Source organism: Robbsia andropogonis (assembly GCF_034047095.1).
Taxonomy (GTDB): Bacteria; Pseudomonadota; Gammaproteobacteria; order Burkholderiales; family Burkholderiaceae; genus Robbsia; species Robbsia andropogonis.
Window position 1 is genome coordinate 1,282,199 of sequence record NZ_CP139170.1, and the last position, 15,394, is coordinate 1,297,592.

A 15,394-nucleotide genomic window follows, 5' to 3' on the forward strand; every position below is an offset into this window, starting at 1 on the left:
GCGCCTATGAGGGCTTATTCGTCCTCGTCGTCGGGCGTGGCGGCGGCGCCTTCAGGGACGCCGTACAAGGCGTGTAATTGCGCGCTGAATCCCGCCAGTTCGTTTGGCCGCTGTGCGCAAAGGCCGTAGAGCAATTTCAATTGGGCAGGCCAGTCGTGCAGTGATTCGGCGAAGATTTTCAGGCGTACGACCTGATCCAGCGCGGCGTTGTTGTCGCCGGCGAGAGCGAGCAGGATCGCATAGCGCCGCAATACCACTTCGCCGGGCAATAGGGCGATTGCTTTACGATGGGCGTCGAGCTTCGCATCGATGGCGGCCCGGTCCAGTGGCAGGAGGGTGCTAAGGCCGAATTGCCCCCATGCGCCGAAGATCCACGCCGGATCACTGCGATATTGCTGTTCCGGTGCGTTGCCGTAATACAGCGTCTCGGCGCGATGATAATCCGCCAGGACCGGATAGATCATTGCGGCACCGGCGGCGGTGACTACGGCATAGCTGGCAACACTGGCAGGCACGGGGATGCGACGCAAGGCGCGTGTCTCCAGCAACCCGAACAAGAACGCCGCAGGCAGCAAAAAGAACAGATATTGCTGTGGATACTCGACGAGTGCGTGCATGCCCAGGACGCCAAGCATCGCCAGGCCGAACAGCCGCGATTGCACGTCGCCACGATCGGTGAACAGCGCGCCGAGGTTGCGCCATAACCAGCATACGAAACCGAGCGCCACGATCAGGCAGCCGATCAGACCTGTCTTGGCCAGGAGGTCGATGACGATGTCATGGGAGTTGTTGGCGATTTCGACATGACCAAGCTGTTCGACGTACTCGTATTGGAATCGCGGAAATTCCCCCCAGCCCACCCCCAGTAGCGGATGTGTGCGGAACATCGTCCAGCCGTATTTCCACAGGGCGAGCCGCGGCGAGATCTGCCCGGCATCCTGAAAGCGCGACGAGGCCGACTCGTCCAGATGCCACCCATAGAACGTATTGAGCTTGCGCACCATGACGTTGACCACGGCAAAGACGAGCAAGGTCAGTACCGGCACGAGCCAGCGCCTTGCGCGCATCCACTTGCTATCGTCGCCCTTGCCGGTGGTATCGCGCAGAAAACCATCGCTGCCGAGCGTCACGCGCGACAAGGCGGCAGTGCGCGCCGCCGCGCAGGCCATCAGCACGGCCGCAAGCAATATCACGGCAACTTGCAGCCATGGTGTTCGTGACACGGTGAGTGCCAGCCCGAACGAATACACCGCTGCCAGTACGATCCAGACGGGCAGCGCCAGACGTCGGGTCTGCACGAGATAGACGGATGCCGCCAACGCAAACGAGATATAGGTCGCCAAATGATTGGCCTGCGCCATATTGCCGAACGGTCTGCGGTTCGTCGTCACGTTATAGGAGACGACGAACGGTGCGAAAGTACGCTCGGCATGGAACAGCTGCACACACTGACAGAACACCGCAAAGCAGCCACCCGCGAGCAGCGCCCAGGCAATCCAGGTTGCAATCTGCGTTCGCCACGCAAGACGTTCGGTCCAGTACCCCGCGTGCATGGCCAACGCCGCCAGCAGCAGGCTGCATGCACCCAGCACATTCATCGACGGCTGCGCGGTGGGCAGTACCATCGTCTGTATAAGCAGCACACAGGCGAGACCGATCGGGACGAGCGCGACGATCGGTGATCCGGGCCGTATCTCCGCCGCCGATGATTGGCGGCTGGCTTGCCACGTCATCAGGCCCACCATCGCGGCGAGGCCGACGTAGAGGCAATATGCCGCGTATTCGGCATAGAACGTCGGAATGGGGTAAGTGTGTCCGACGACCGCGTAGGGAACGAGCCAGGCGCACACCAGTACGACGAGGCAGGCGAACGGAAGCGTGGGCGCGGAGGTCCAGGAACGGGGGGAGAAGGCGGATCCGCTACGCGAAATCGAAATCGGCATCGAAATAAGAAATGGTCACGGCAACCGGCGACTATACACAAAGATAGTTGGCCTGTGACCGATGTACCCCTGTTTGGGGCATGCTTCGACGCAAAAGCCCCGTTTTTTGCGCCGCAACGGATAGATTGGGTGATAAGGGCCGACGCGAACGGGTGCCCGTGTGGGACCTGTCTCGGCTGGGGTCAGTTGCGCACTGCTGCCGACGTACGCTGTGGTCCGCCCGACGGCACCCTTGCGCCGGCAGTACGTGAAGCCGCCGGTTTGCGGCCGCGCTTCTTCAGTGATGCGGCGATCCAGGCCACGCTGAGCAGCAGTACGGTGGCGAGGATGTCGTCGCAGCTCCCCACCAGCCAGGGCTGTGCCGCGGCAAAGGGACGGGACAGGGCGTCCATCGAGACCGATATGCAGGCGCCCGCCACAAAGCATGGCAGGCTGTGCTGGCCAGTCCGCACTAGCGCCGGGAGGGCTGCCGCGGCGCGCCCTGCCCAGCCGCGAGCGGTGATCCAGCTCGCGCACCAGGCCAGGGCCGCAAAATTCAAAAGACGGCTCAATGCGAGGTTTTGCTTGTCATAGCCCGGAGTGGGCGCGGACAGAAGAAAAATGTGCCAGATCGCAAAACCGACGACGGCGACGACGGCAATCCGCGTCAGCATGCCGCCCCACGGTGTAGCCAACACTTCCGCATCAACGGGCTTCAGACGGAAGATAGCCCCTGAAACAAACATCAATTGCCAGGCAAACGGGTTAAACGGCCAGCCTTCCGGGTAGGCCGTGGGCAATCCGGCGGCCAATATCGGGGCCAGTGCCCAGATGCCAATACTGATCACCAACGTCAACCAGGGCGCGCGCCGCGCCAAGGCCAGTACGGCAGGGGCTGACAAGGCAAACAACAAATACATCGGCAAGACGGAAGACAAGAAAGGTTGCCTGCGCAAGCTCGCGATATCCAGCAACATCCCGAGCGGGCGCCTCATGAAAGTTCCGGCTTCGGTTGCCAGTACTTCGGGCGTATCGAGCTTGAGGCCGTGGAACAGCATGCCAAGCACGAGCATCATGGCAGCCAGCAACAGGAAGGCGCGATAGATTTCGACACCACGCTTTAAAAAGCGCTGCGCTGCGGCGCGCTCACCTTGCCGGTCCATGATCGCGGTATAGGCGGCTGCTACCGAATACCCGCCTACAAACACGAACATCTCGGCGGCATCGCAGAAGGCATAGTTATGCAACGTGACCTTCGACACCAGACTTTGCGGGATGTGGTCGAGCATGATGACGACCAAGGCAAGGCCACGAAAGAAATCGACTTCTATACTGCGCCGACTGCCGACCGCACGTGGCGCGGCCGGGCTCGTGGAGGAGGGGCTATTGGTCAACGCGGCGGCGTTGCTGCTGCTTGTCATGCTTGTCTCCGTTCCGCCGCCTCGACACACGCCCCGTGTTAAGAGACGTTCCACGATGACAAGCGAGATTCTGCGTGTGTCCGCGTAAGCCATGGTTGCGCCCATTTTGCGCTCGCGCTCACCCGAAATTATTTTTCCGTTTTACGCAAGGTTACGACCATGCTTTATTGGCGCCTTTACAAGGGTAGGAACGAACTGTATGGGGGTCAACCCGAATTTTCTCCGGGTAACAAAGGGTTACGATTTTCCAGGCTTTGCGCGCTTTTCGCGTGAGATATCAGTAATATCCATGCAAATGGCGAGCGTGTCATACCGTGGAATCGGTCTGGAGATCCGGTAAATCGTTCCCGTCATACACGGATGGCGCAGGGAGCGTGCCAGCGGCCGGGGAGGGCGTATCCCGGGTCAACCTGTCGAGGAGACCCAGTCGCCGGACTTGCCGCCGTGCTTTTCCAGGAGCCGCACATCGGTGATCGTCATGCCCCGATCCACGGCCTTGCACATGTCGTAAATCGTCAGCAAGCCAACCTGAACCGCGGTCAGTGCTTCCATCTCCACGCCTGTGCGACCGGTTGTTTCCGCGCGGACCGTGCAATGCACGCCTGGGAGGGTGGCGTCGAGCACGAAGTCGGCGGCAACCCGGGTCAACGCGAGCGGGTGGCATAAGGGGATCAGGTCGGCGGTGCGTTTCGATCCCTGAATGGCGGCAATGCGCGCGATGCCGATGACGTCACCCTTGCCTGCCGCGCCTCGCGCGATCAAATCGAGTGTCTCCGGCAGCATTACGATGCTGCCGCGTGCGACCGCGATACGTCGGGTTTCCGCTTTTGAGCCGACGTCGACCATATGTGCCTGTCCGGCGGCGTCGAAGTGCGTAAGGGTCGACGTCCCGGACGTTTCGGAAGGCGCCGCGGCCGTGCGGTCAGACGTGGCGGCGGTTGCAATGACGGATACGCCTTTCTGGGTCATCGGTTCGGTAGGCATGCGAGGATGGGATATCGGTGGCTGGGAGGCGGTGCCAGATGGCGTGCCGTGCGCTGATCGGTCATATCACCGGACGGCGGCAGAAGGCGAAGCGCGCGGCAACGGCTTCGGTGGCGATGACATGGCATGGTAGCGGGGAGGCGATTCCCGGCCAACGTAGCGAGGTGCCTTCATTGGCACCGAACCGTGGATCATCTGGCGCCGGTACAGGCGTTTGCGTGGGTTCCATGATTTCCAGCAATGCGGCTATCTGGTGCGCCGTCTCAGGAAACAACGTCAGGAAGAGATCTAGATCCTGATCGTACAGCAAGGCGACCGTATCGCTGACAATGTGACTGCGTGAAGCCTCGGTGGCATTTGTCGCATCACGCCACGATGCCGCATCCGTTGCGTTCGTCTCTCCACGTTGTCCTGAAAACAAAATACTCCCTTGATCATCGCACCAGCACGCATGAGGCATGAACGGCAGTGCGCATTGGTCGATCAGCACCGGCAGCCGGGCGCCATCCGCCGAGGCGTGCTCTATGCACCTGTCATTGGTGCCGTGGTGCAGTCTGACTACCAGTGGCGTGTAATCGAGGTCGACGAACACGCGCTGTGGGCCGTTTTGGAAGAACCACCGCCCCTCGGCATCGGACGTGTAGTTCCGAGCGATGAACGCGTTCAGGGCGGCATGGCGAATGGGCTCGCCGGGTTCACCGGCGGCTTGGCATGCTTCATCGCGCATCCGGAAGCGCCCGCGTCGGTCCAACGCCAGCCAGCCCGTGCAAGCGGGGACGTCTGGCCATTTCGCCATGGCTTCTTTCACGATCCGGTCCATATCAACGCTCCTCGTGTTTGCCCAGGAATCCCAGCACGCAGCGGGCCAGCCAGCTATCCGTGGTTGTGTCGCCGCGCGCGGTGAAGCCGACATGACCGCCGCGATCCGGCTGCATCAACGTCACGGCGCGCGAGACTTCCGCTGGACCGGGAAGCGCCCAACGCGGTAAAAAAGGATCGTTGCGCGCGTTCAGGACCAGCGTAGGGACGTGAATCGCCGGCAGGACCGGCTTCGAAGAGGCGCGGTGCCAATAGTCGTCCGCATCGCGATAACCATGCAACGGCGCGGTGACGACGTTGTCGAATGCATGCAGGTTTTGCGCGGCTTGCATCTTTTCCAGCGCGAACAGACGTGGGAATTGCTGCCATTTCGTGGCCGACTTTTGCTTCAATGTCTGCAGGAAATGGCGGGTGTAGATCTGATTGAAACCCTGCGCGAGCGAATGTCCCCCTGCCGCCAGGTCCAAGGGGGCCGAGATCGCGGCTGCCGCGCGGACACGTCGATGTGCCGATTGTCCCTGCTCGCCGAGCCATCGCAGCAATGCATTGCCGCCCAACGACACACCGGCGGCATGCATCGGCACCCCCGGCGGCAAGACGCCCGCAAGCCGATCGAGAATCCAATCAATCTCGGCTGCGTCACCGGAGTGGTAGAAGCGGGGGGCAAGGTTCATCTCGCCGCTGCAACTGCGGAAGTGGGGAATTACCGCACGCCAGCCACGGCGTAATGCAGCGGAGGCCAGTGCACGGGCGTAATGGCTGTCCGAGCTGCCTTCCAGCCCATGAAACAGAACCAGAAGGGGACGCTTGTCCTGAAAGCTCGGCGCGGCGGGCGGCGAGCCATTCGGTATGGATGTGGCCAACGGGATGGGCGCGTCCCCATCGGCCCAGTCCAAGTCGATGAAATCGCCGTCTGGCGTGGTCCAGCGTTCGCGTCGATACGGTACCGCGGCTTTCGGTAGACAGAGCGACGGTATGATCGTCTGCGCATGACCACCTAACAGCCAGGGAGGTGGGCGCGGCGCGGTGCGTGCGGTTGCGGCGTCAAACGCCGCGGTGGTGTCAGTGGAGCGGGCCACGCCGGCTGCGGGACTTGGCGGCAAACTGACGTGCGGTGTCTTCCGGCATGGTGCTGGCGTGGACATGCGCGATCTTCCATCGGCCATGCTCGTGGACCATCACATACGTCGTGAACACCATCGACTCGGCCTCGCCGGGGCCACGATGGACCTCCGCGGCAGCATAGACGACGGTTCCCACGCTGTCATAGACGCGGACATCGAGGGCTTCGATATTCTTGCGACCCTGGTTGAACTGCAACGCATAGCCGGAGCGGATTTTCTCCAGTCCGTGCAAGTGCGCGCCGTCAGCCTGGATGCAGGAGACGAATTCCTCGTCGATCCAAAGCTGCATCACCGCTTCGAGATTACGCTCGGCAACGGCGGCATAGTAGGCGTTCAGCGTGTCGGCGGCGGCTTCGAACAGTCTGGCGAATCGTGGCATCGTGGCTCGTCGGGATTGGAATCGAGAGAAACGCGTCGCTACGGCGCGTTGCGGCACTCAGCGATGCTGGGCGAGTTGCTGGCGTGCGCTTTCGAAAACCTGCTCGGGCGCGAGTTCCCGCAGGCAATGGAGATGGCCGAGCGGACATTCGCGCTGGAAGCAGGGACTGCATTCCAAATGGAGCCATTGTACCTGTGCCGTGTCGGACAGAGGCGGGGTGTGGCGCGGATCGGTCGATCCATACAGCGCCACCAAGGGTCGGCGCAGCGCCGCCGCCACATGCATCAGTCCGGAATCATTGCTGACGACCAGCGCCGCGCGGGCGATCAACGCCGCGGCTTCGCCCAACGCCGTCTGTCCGCACAAGTTCCGCACGAACGGTGCGCCGTCGGCAATGGCCTGTGCGACCGGCCCATCCTTGCGGGCACCCAGGGCGACAAACTGCGCATACGGAAACGATTGACGTAGCAATTGTGCCAATCGGGCAAAGTGTTCCGGGGGCCAGCGTTTGGCCGGACCGTACTCGGCGCCGGGACAGAAGGCGATCAATGGCACCCGGTTATCCAGCGTAAACCGATGCGAGACACGCGTGCTTTCGTTCAAGTCGCTTTCGAGTCGCGGTATTGGCAACGTGTCCGATAACGTCGCACCGGGGGCATACGCCAGCGCCACGTAATGCGGCACCATGGGTGGCCGTTCCCGCTTTGACGGCTGTGCGTGCATCACGTTCAGCAAACCATAGCGGTACTCGCCGCGATAGCCAATACGCAACCGGATGCCTGCCATCCATGGAATCAGCGCCGATTTCAATGAGTTCGGCAGGATGTAGGCGGCGTCATAGCCGATATCCCGTAGTTCCTGCGCCAGCGCCCGGCGTTGCCACAGTTGCAGCTTGCCATGCCCGAGTTCAGTGGTATGCACGGTCTGGATTTCCGGCATCCTTTCCAATACCGGCGCGACGCCGCCGGGCGCCACGGCATCGATCTGCAGCCGAGGGTGCAGACGCTTCAACACGGTGAACAAAGGTTGGGCCATCAACGCATCGCCTATCCAGTTCGGGGCGATGACGAGCGCGCGACGCATCAGCTAGCAATCCATCTCAAATAAAAAACCGCCACGCGGCGGGGTTCGCTTCGCGCAGCTCTTGTGGGGGCGACGGGATAAGACCGGCAGCGGGGTAAGCGTTGGATGAGTGTCACCATCGCGGTGTCGGCGCCGGGGCTCAATGCCCGTGTACGACCTCGCCGTCCCGCAACTTGTAGCGCGTGCTGCAGTACGGGCATTTGGTCTCCCCATGCGTGACATCGATGAAAACGCGCGGATGCGCATTCCAGCGTGTCATTTCCGGATTCGGGCAATACACGGGGAGGTCTTTTGCGCGGACCTCTATCAGCGGCATCTCTTTTACGTTCGACATCGTACGGCCAATCTGGAAGTTGCGGATAAGGGAAGCGTCCGGGCTATTGTAATTCACACGGCGTCCGAGCGGGGCGGCGCGGGGCCGCAGATGTGTCCGGTTGTATCGATCTGCCGCGTGCCGGACACATCGCGGTAGAATAATCGACGGTAAGCACCTCCAAGACGCGGTCCAACGCGCCGCGCGGCCTCGGCTGCCCCGGCGCGCGCACGGTAGCGGCGGTGCCGGCACGCTGTCGGCCGGTACCATCCGGCGACGTGGGATCGCCCGCAAAATCATATCGAGATTACATCGAGCACGCGAGACACCCTACATGACGTCCAACACTCCCGAAAACGCTTCCGCCGCCCACACCACTGTCCACCGCCTCGACGACCTGATTGCCGCCAAGCAATTGGCCGGAAAGCGTGTATTCATCCGCGCCGACCTGAACGTGCCGCAGGATGATCACGGCAACATCACCGAGGACACGCGGATCAAGGCATCGGTGCCGGCGATCAAGGCAGCGCTGGAGGCGGGCGCCGCGGTGATGGTGACCTCGCATCTGGGCCGTCCGACCGAAGGACAGTTCAAGCCGGAAGACTCGCTGGCGCCGGTCGGCAAGCGGTTGGCGGAATTGCTCGGCTGTGACGTGCCGCTGGTGCAGAACTGGGTTGAAAAGGGCGTCGATGTGGCGCCTGGCCATGTCGTGCTGCTTGAAAACTGCCGCGTGAACGTGGGCGAGAAGAAGGATTCGGACGCGCTCTCCAAGCAAATCGCATCGATGATCGACGTCTATGTCAACGATGCATTCGGCACCGCCCACCGCGCGGAAGCCACCACGCATGGCGTGGCCAAATACGCGCCGGTGGCGGTGGCCGGTCCGTTGCTGGCGCAGGAACTGGATGCGTTGGGTAAGGCCTTGCATGCACCCAAGCGCCCGCTGGTAGCCATTGTGGCGGGCTCGAAGGTGTCGAGCAAATTGACGATTTTGAAATCACTGGCCGCGAAGGTCGATCAGTTGATCGTGGGTGGCGGCATTGCCAATACGTTCATGCTCGCGTCCGGTCTGCCGATCGGTAAATCGCTGGCCGAGCCGGATCTGGTCGACGAAGCGAAGCAAATTATCGAGATGATGCGGGAGCGCGGTGCCCAGGTGCCAATCCCGACGGACGTCGTGACCGCAACCGAATTCAGCGCATCCGCTAAGGCGACGGTCAAGGCCGCGGCCGATGTCGCGGCGGATGACATGATCCTGGACATCGGCCCCGATACGGCAAAGGCTCTGGCCGAGCAGTTGAAATCCGCTGGCACGATCGTCTGGAACGGTCCGGTGGGCGTTTTCGAATTCGACGCATTCGGGAATGGCACGAAAACGTTGGCGCAGGCGATTGCCGCGTCCGACGGTTTTTCGATTGCGGGCGGTGGTGACACCCTTGCCGCGATTGCCAAATATGGTATCGCCGACAAGGTTGGCTATATCTCGACCGGCGGCGGGGCTTTCCTTGAGTTCCTCGAAGGCAAGACCTTGCCGGCGGTGGCCGTTCTTGCATCGAGGGCTTGAGCCATGACGACGACGGGAAACAACGACCGCAAGCACGCTGCCTCCACGCCACAGCAGGGTACCGAGACCGCCGGAACGGGGCCAGGGCCGGCGCCGGCGCATTTCATCGCGCCGCCCGGGGTGCCGATGGAGCCAGTCCACACACTGAAGCGGGCGACGAAGATCGTCGCCACGCTCGGCCCGTCGTCGGACGACGAAGAAACGCTGACGCGGATGGTCCACGCCGGCATGAACGTCGCGCGTCTGAATTTTTCGCATGGCACCGCGGACGACCACCGGCATCGCGCGGACCGGGTCCGCGCCGCCGCCCGTGCCTGCGGCCGGGAAGTGGCGATCATGGCTGACCTGCAAGGGCCGAAGATCCGCGTGGGAAAGTTTGCAAATGGCAAGACGACGTTGCGCCCTGGGCAGTCATTCATCCTCGATGCCAATTGCAAGGTAGGAGACGATGAGCGCGTCGGCCTCGATTATCCCGATCTACCGCGGGATCTGTCGCCGAACGATGTCTTGCTATTGAACGACGGCTTGATCGTCCTGGTGGTCGAGAAGGTGGTGGGCGAGGAAATCCATACGCGCGTGCGCATTGGCGGCGACCTATCGAATAACAAGGGCATCAACCGGCAGGGTGGTGGCTTGTCCGCACCGGCGTTGACGGCGAAGGACATGGACGATATCCGCACCGCGATGGCCATTCAAGCCGACTATATCGCCGTGTCGTTCCCGAAAAGCGCGGCCGACATGACGATGGCCCGGCAACTGGCCACCGTTGCCGGCGCCGAGTACGGCATCAAGCCACGGATGATCGCGAAAATCGAGCGGGCCGAGGCGATTCCGGCGCTGGAAGAAATCCTGGAGGCATCCGACGGCATCATGGTGGCGCGCGGTGACCTGGCGGTGGAAGTGGGCAATGCCGCGGTACCGGCGTTGCAAAAGCGGATGATTCGCATGGCGCGCGACGCGAACCGCGTCGTCATTACCGCCACGCAAATGATGGAGTCGATGATCAACGCGCCGGTACCCACGCGCGCCGAGGTTTCCGATGTTGCCAATGCGGTCCTGGACGGTACCGATGCGGTGATGTTGTCAGCCGAAACGGCGGCGGGGCGCTATCCGGTGGAGACGATCGAAACGATGGCCGCCATCTGCTGTGAGGCGGAGAAGACACAGGAAGTGGCTTTTGATCGTGATATCGTAGACCGCACATTTACGCGGATCGACCAGTCGATCGCGATTGGCGCCATGTTCACGGCCTACCATCTTGAGGCAAAGGCGATCGTCGCGCTGACCGAATCCGGTGCCACCGCCCTCTGGATGAGCCGGCATTGGACGCAAGTACCGATTTATGCGCTGACGCCGCGGATCAGGGCGGAGCGCGCGATGGCGCTGTACCGCAACGTGACGCCGCTGGCGATGGAGACGGGGGACAATCGCGACGAGGTTCTTGCTGATGCAATTAAAACCTTGGTCGATCACGGTCATGCCAGTGCTGGAGACCGGGTGGTGTTGACGATCGGTTCGCCGATGGGACAGCCCGGCGGCACGAACGCATTGAAGATCGTCACGGTGGGCGAATAGCGCCGCGTTGCAGGCGATTCGCCGTACGGGGGACGCTGTCGGTCAGGGGTGGCCGCTTGCGTCTCAAACCGGCATGCCCTTAGTCCCCACGCAAAGATTTTATATAAAGAAAGGAGAAAACCATGCCCATCGTTTCGATGCGCCAACTTCTGGACCACGCCGCTGAAAACGGTTACGGCCTGCCGGCTTTCAACGTGAACAATCTGGAACAGGTCCAGGCGATCATGGAAGCGGCCAATGCCGTGAATGCCCCGGTGATCATGCAAGCGTCAGCGGGTGCGCGGAAATACGCTGGCGAAGCGTTCCTGCGTCATTTGATCGAAGCGGCGGTGGAAGCTTATCCGCATCTGCCGGTGGTGATGCACCAGGACCACGGCCAATCGCCGGCGGTCTGCATGGCGGCCATTCGCAGCGGCTTTTCCAGCGTCATGATGGACGGTTCCCTGGAAGCTGACGGCAAGACGGTCGCGTCCTACGAGTACAACGTGGAAACCTCGCGCAAGGTGGTCGAACTGGCGCACTCGATCGGCGTAACGGTGGAAGCGGAGCTGGGCGTGCTCGGTTCGTTGGAAACGATGAAGGGGGACAAGGAAGACGGTCACGGTGCAGAAGGCACGATGACGCGCGAGCAGTTGCTGACTGATCCGGAGCAGGCCGCGGACTTCGTGCGCCAGACCGGTTGCGACGCGCTGGCAATCGCCATTGGTACGTCGCACGGTGCATATAAGTTCACGAAGAAGCCCACGGGCGATATTTTGTCGATCTCGCGCATCAAGGAAATTCATCGCCGGATTCCGAATACGCATTTGGTCATGCATGGTTCGTCGTCGGTGCCTCAGGAGTTGCTCGCGGAAATTCGCGAATTCGGCGGCGATATGAAGGAAACGTACGGCGTGCCGGTCGAGGAAATCCAGGAAGGCATCAAGAACGGCGTGCGCAAGATCAATATCGATACGGACCTGCGCCTGGCGATCACCGGTGCACTGCGTCGGTTCTTCGTGGAAAACCCGTCGAAGTTCGACCCGCGCGATTACCTGAAGCCGGCACGGAATGCGGCGATGCAAGTTTGTAAAGACCGCTTTATCGCATTTGGTTGCGAAGGACAGGCCGGCAAGATTAAGCCGATCTCGCTGGAGAAGATGGCCGAGCGGTATAAGGCAGGTGAGTTGAATCAAGTGGTGAATTAAACAAGTCTGGATGCGGGACGCGGGGATCGTCTCGCGTCAAGGCCGGTGGCACGGCCTGTTCACGCGCTCACCGTTTCCACGTCGCCCCTTGCGGATTGGCTGCCAAGCCCATTGCGTCAGGGGCGTTTGCTTAATGATAAGAGAAGGGGGAGCGGCGACATCCCGACGTCGCCTGCCGCACTGTGGCGCACAGGTCGCAGTTTCCCCCCGGCCGCCACATTTTCATCCCCCCCTCCTCAAAAGTATTAAAATGCTGGGTTTTCTCCCTTGGGCAGCCCGTCAGGCGGCCCACGCCGCCTTCAGGAAGGACCCCCATGCCATCGACGCTCTACGAATCGACAATCCGCTCACTGCCGCTGTTAGGTCGTGGCAAGGTCCGCGAAAACTACGCGGTTGGCGACGACAAGCTGTTGATCGTCACGTCTGACCGGTTGTCGGCATTCGACGTCGTCATGGGTGAGCCAATCCCGGCCAAGGGCCGCGTGCTCAACCAATTGTCCGATTTCTGGTTCGCCAAGCTCGGCCATATCGTTCCAAATCACCTGACCGGTATCGCGCCGGAGTCGGTTGTTTCCGCCGACGAAGTCGACCAGGTCGCCGGTCGCGCCGTTGTCGCACGCCGCTTGAAGCCGATTCTGATCGAAGCGGTGGTAAGGGGCTATCTGGCCGGTAGTGGCTGGAAGGAATACCAGGCCGACCAGTCGGTCTGCGGCGTCAAGCTGCCGGCCGGTCTGCGCAATGCAGAAAAACTGCCGCAGCCCATCTTCACGCCGGCTGCCAAGGCCGAGCTCGGTGAACACGACGAAAACATCACTTTCGATGATGCCGCAAAACGTGTGGGCGCCGGCATCGCGGAGCAGATCCGTGACATCTCCATCAAGCTGTACACGGAAGCGTCGGCATTCGCCGCCACACGCGGCATCATCATCGCCGACACCAAGTTCGAATTTGGTCTCGACGATGCCGGCAACATTGTCCTGATGGACGAAGTGCTGACCGCGGACTCCTCGCGTTTCTGGCCCGCTGATGAATATCAGGTGGGATCGAATCCGCCTTCCTTCGACAAGCAATTCGTCCGTGACTGGCTTGAAACGCAGCCGTGGGGCAAGACCGCGCCAGCGCCGGCGTTGCCGGCCGATGTGATCGCGAAGACATCGGAGAAGTACATCGAGGCGTTGACCCGTGTGACCGGCCAGCCGCTGCGCTGATCCTCGACGCCTGACTTTTACAGAGTGACTGCCGCAATGAGCGAACAAGAAACAGCCAAGCCGCCGGTAATCGGCGTCGTGATGGGTTCCAATTCCGATTGGGACGTGATGCGTCACGCGGTGGCGGTGTTGAAGGAATTCGGCATTGCCCACGAGGCGAAGGTCGTCTCCGCGCATCGGATGCCGGACGAGATGTTCGCCTACGCCGAGAGCGCCCGCGCCCGTGGTCTGCGCGCGATCATTGCCGGCGCCGGCGGTGCTGCCCATCTGCCGGGCATGCTGGCGGCAAAGACGACGGTGCCGGTGCTGGGCGTGCCGGTGGCGAGCAAATACCTGCGTGGCGTGGACTCGCTGCACTCGATCGTGCAGATGCCCAAGGGCGTGCCCGTGGCTACGTTTGCCATCGGCGAAGCCGGCGCCGCAAACGCCGCGCTGTTCGCGGTGGCGCTGCTGGCCGCGGGTGCGCCGGACGTGCAGGAACAACTGGAAGCGTTTCGCGTGAAGCAGCGCAAGGTGGCGGAGGCCATGACGCTGCCGCTGGACGAGGACGCGGCATCGTGAGCGCCGCCGGAATGCAGGACGGCACGCAAGATCGTAAGCCGTATCCCAAGGTACTCCCTGGCGCATGGCTCGGCGTGCTGGGCGGCGGCCAGTTAGGCCGCATGTTCTGCCACGCCGCGCAAGCGATGGGTTACAAGGTCGCCGTGCTTGAACCCGATGCGACCAGCCCCGCCGGCATGGTGGCGGATCGCCACATTCAAGCCGCTTATGACGATCCCACCGCGCTGGCCACGCTTGCGCAATTGTGCGAAGCGGTGACCACCGAATTCGAAAATGTCCCGGCCGCGGCGCTGGACAAACTCGCCGAGACGGTGCGTGTCAGCCCCCCCGGCCGTGCTGTCGCCATCGCGCAGGACCGTATCGCGGAAAAGCAGTTCCTGGCGCAATGCGTCGGTGTTGCTCCCCACTTGGTGATCGAGTCGCAGGCCGCGTTGGATGCGTTGGACGACGGCGCTTTCACCGGTGTACTGCCGGGTATCTTGAAAACCGCCCGCATGGGGTATGACGGCAAGGGGCAGGTCCGCGTGGAAAGCGTCCGCGAAGCGCGGGAGGCATTCGCCGGATTGGGTGGCACCGCCTGCATCCTGGAGAAACGCCTGTCTCTGGACTACGAAGTATCGGCACTGGTCGCGCGTGGCGCCGACGGCGAGACGGTGGTGTATCCCATCGCGCAAAACACGCACATCGACGGCATTCTTGCAGAGACCGTCGTGCCGGCGCCCAGTCTGGATTTGATGCATGGCCTGCATCAGGCCCGTTTGGCCGCGCAGGTCGCCGATCAAGCACGGACGATCGTCACGGCGCTCGGCTATGTCGGCGTGTTGTGCATCGAGTTTTTCGTCCTGACAGACGGCACGCTGGTGGCCAATGAAATGGCGCCACGTCCGCATAACTCCGGTCATTACACGATCGATGCCTGCGTGACGAGTCAATTCGAGCAGCAGGTCCGTGCAATGACGGGGTTGCCGCTGGGAGATACCCGCCAGCATTCCCCTGCCGTGATGCTGAATGTACTGGGTGACATCTGGTTTCAGGGGGCGGATGCCGATGTGGCGCGTACGCCCCCTTGGGACATGATCGTCGCGCTGCCGGAGGTACATATCCATCTCTACGGCAAGGAGCAGGCGCGCAAGGGCCGCAAGATGGGCCATGTCACAGTGACCGGGCCCGACGCCGCCACTGCGAAACAGCGTGCCCGTCAGGTCGCGCAGGACTTGGGGCTGCCGGCCATCTCCTGAATCGGCGGCGCGTGTG

The 15,394-nt window shown here is 62.2% G+C and carries 14 protein-coding genes; 6 read left to right on the plus strand and 8 right to left on the minus strand.

Annotated features, from left to right (window positions below; genetic code table 11):
* Nucleotides 1-14: 14 nt before the first annotated feature.
* From SJQ66_RS19175 to SJQ66_RS19210, 8 genes are all read right to left on the minus strand, one after another.
* The gene (locus tag SJQ66_RS19175) at nt 15-1,943 is read right to left on the minus strand and encodes a PglL family O-oligosaccharyltransferase (protein ID WP_024902775.1); all 1,929 of its coding nucleotides are present in this window, start codon (nt 1,941-1,943) and stop codon (nt 15-17) included.
* A 182-nt stretch (nt 1,944-2,125) separates the two neighbouring features.
* On the minus strand, nt 2,126-3,343 hold the full coding sequence (locus SJQ66_RS19180; RefSeq protein ID WP_157684961.1) for an OpgC domain-containing protein: 1,218 nt from the start codon (nt 3,341-3,343) through the stop codon (nt 2,126-2,128).
* Between the two features lie 405 nt (nt 3,344-3,748).
* On the minus strand, nt 3,749-4,189 hold the full coding sequence (moaC, locus tag SJQ66_RS19185) for a cyclic pyranopterin monophosphate synthase MoaC (RefSeq protein ID WP_320535350.1): 441 nt from the start codon (nt 4,187-4,189) through the stop codon (nt 3,749-3,751).
* Nucleotides 4,190-4,388: 199 nt separating this feature from the next.
* Entirely contained in the window at nt 4,389-5,147 is a 759-nt protein-coding gene (locus tag SJQ66_RS19190; protein WP_320535170.1) for a DUF2946 family protein, read from the minus strand.
* Nucleotide 5,148: 1 nt separating this feature from the next.
* The gene (locus SJQ66_RS19195) at nt 5,149-6,291 is read right to left on the minus strand and encodes a YheT family hydrolase (protein WP_407691550.1); all 1,143 of its coding nucleotides are present in this window, start codon (nt 6,289-6,291) and stop codon (nt 5,149-5,151) included.
* Nucleotides 6,209-6,649 carry a nuclear transport factor 2 family protein gene (locus tag SJQ66_RS19200; protein WP_024902779.1) on the minus strand — a complete coding sequence of 147 codons (441 nt, stop codon included), beginning with the start codon at nt 6,647-6,649 and terminating at the stop codon, nt 6,209-6,211. Before SJQ66_RS19200 ends, SJQ66_RS19195 begins: the two co-directional genes overlap by 83 nt.
* Nucleotides 6,650-6,706: 57 nt before the next feature.
* Nucleotides 6,707-7,732, minus strand: coding sequence for a lipopolysaccharide heptosyltransferase II (gene waaF / locus SJQ66_RS19205; protein WP_024902780.1), 1,026 nt, complete (start codon nt 7,730-7,732; stop codon nt 6,707-6,709).
* 139 nt (nt 7,733-7,871) lie between these two features.
* Nucleotides 7,872-8,066: a zinc-finger domain-containing protein gene (locus SJQ66_RS19210; RefSeq protein WP_024902781.1), complete on the minus strand. Its 195-nt coding sequence runs from the start codon at nt 8,064-8,066 to the stop codon at nt 7,872-7,874.
* 313 nt (nt 8,067-8,379) lie between these two features.
* Here SJQ66_RS19210 and SJQ66_RS19215 point away from each other — a divergent pair, with 313 nt between their 5' ends.
* From SJQ66_RS19215 to SJQ66_RS19240, 6 genes are all read left to right on the plus strand, one after another.
* Nucleotides 8,380-9,609 (plus strand): phosphoglycerate kinase, encoded by a 1,230-nt coding sequence (locus SJQ66_RS19215; protein WP_320535172.1) that lies wholly within the window; start codon nt 8,380-8,382, stop codon nt 9,607-9,609.
* Between the two features lie 126 nt (nt 9,610-9,735).
* On the plus strand, nt 9,736-11,184 hold the full coding sequence (gene pyk, locus SJQ66_RS19220) for a pyruvate kinase (RefSeq protein WP_390173995.1): 1,449 nt from the start codon (nt 9,736-9,738) through the stop codon (nt 11,182-11,184).
* Nucleotides 11,185-11,306: 122 nt separating this feature from the next.
* Nucleotides 11,307-12,371 (plus strand): class II fructose-bisphosphate aldolase, encoded by a 1,065-nt coding sequence (fba, locus tag SJQ66_RS19225; protein ID WP_024902784.1) that lies wholly within the window; start codon nt 11,307-11,309, stop codon nt 12,369-12,371.
* 314 nt (nt 12,372-12,685) lie between these two features.
* On the plus strand, nt 12,686-13,579 hold the full coding sequence (locus SJQ66_RS19230) for a phosphoribosylaminoimidazolesuccinocarboxamide synthase (RefSeq protein WP_024902785.1): 894 nt from the start codon (nt 12,686-12,688) through the stop codon (nt 13,577-13,579).
* A gap of 36 nt (nt 13,580-13,615) precedes the next feature.
* Nucleotides 13,616-14,140: a 5-(carboxyamino)imidazole ribonucleotide mutase gene (gene purE, locus SJQ66_RS19235; RefSeq protein ID WP_024902786.1), complete on the plus strand. Its 525-nt coding sequence runs from the start codon at nt 13,616-13,618 to the stop codon at nt 14,138-14,140.
* 11 nt (nt 14,141-14,151) lie between these two features.
* Nucleotides 14,152-15,378: a 5-(carboxyamino)imidazole ribonucleotide synthase gene (locus tag SJQ66_RS19240; RefSeq protein WP_024902787.1), complete on the plus strand. Its 1,227-nt coding sequence runs from the start codon at nt 14,152-14,154 to the stop codon at nt 15,376-15,378.
* Nucleotides 15,379-15,394 lie beyond the last annotated feature (16 nt).

Coding starts and splice junctions, on each gene's coding strand:
- SJQ66_RS19175 (WP_024902775.1), bottom strand. CDS start 1,943: ATGCCGATTTCGATTTCGCGTAGCGGATCCGCCTTCTCCCCCCGTTCC.
- SJQ66_RS19180 (WP_157684961.1), bottom strand. CDS start 3,343: ATGACAAGCAGCAGCAACGCCGCCGCGTTGACCAATAGCCCCTCCTCC.
- moaC (WP_320535350.1), bottom strand. CDS start 4,189: ATGGTCGACGTCGGCTCAAAAGCGGAAACCCGACGTATCGCGGTCGCA.
- SJQ66_RS19190 (WP_320535170.1), bottom strand. CDS start 5,147: ATGGACCGGATCGTGAAAGAAGCCATGGCGAAATGGCCAGACGTCCCC.
- SJQ66_RS19195 (WP_407691550.1), bottom strand. CDS start 6,291: ATGTCCACGCCAGCACCATGCCGGAAGACACCGCACGTCAGTTTGCCG.
- SJQ66_RS19200 (WP_024902779.1), bottom strand. CDS start 6,649: ATGCCACGATTCGCCAGACTGTTCGAAGCCGCCGCCGACACGCTGAAC.
- waaF (WP_024902780.1), bottom strand. CDS start 7,732: ATGCGTCGCGCGCTCGTCATCGCCCCGAACTGGATAGGCGATGCGTTG.
- SJQ66_RS19210 (WP_024902781.1), bottom strand. CDS start 8,066: ATGTCGAACGTAAAAGAGATGCCGCTGATAGAGGTCCGCGCAAAAGAC.
- SJQ66_RS19215 (WP_320535172.1), top strand. CDS start 8,380: ATGACGTCCAACACTCCCGAAAACGCTTCCGCCGCCCACACCACTGTC.
- pyk (WP_390173995.1), top strand. CDS start 9,736: ATGGAGCCAGTCCACACACTGAAGCGGGCGACGAAGATCGTCGCCACG.
- fba (WP_024902784.1), top strand. CDS start 11,307: ATGCCCATCGTTTCGATGCGCCAACTTCTGGACCACGCCGCTGAAAAC.
- SJQ66_RS19230 (WP_024902785.1), top strand. CDS start 12,686: ATGCCATCGACGCTCTACGAATCGACAATCCGCTCACTGCCGCTGTTA.
- purE (WP_024902786.1), top strand. CDS start 13,616: ATGAGCGAACAAGAAACAGCCAAGCCGCCGGTAATCGGCGTCGTGATG.
- SJQ66_RS19240 (WP_024902787.1), top strand. CDS start 14,152: ATGCAGGACGGCACGCAAGATCGTAAGCCGTATCCCAAGGTACTCCCT.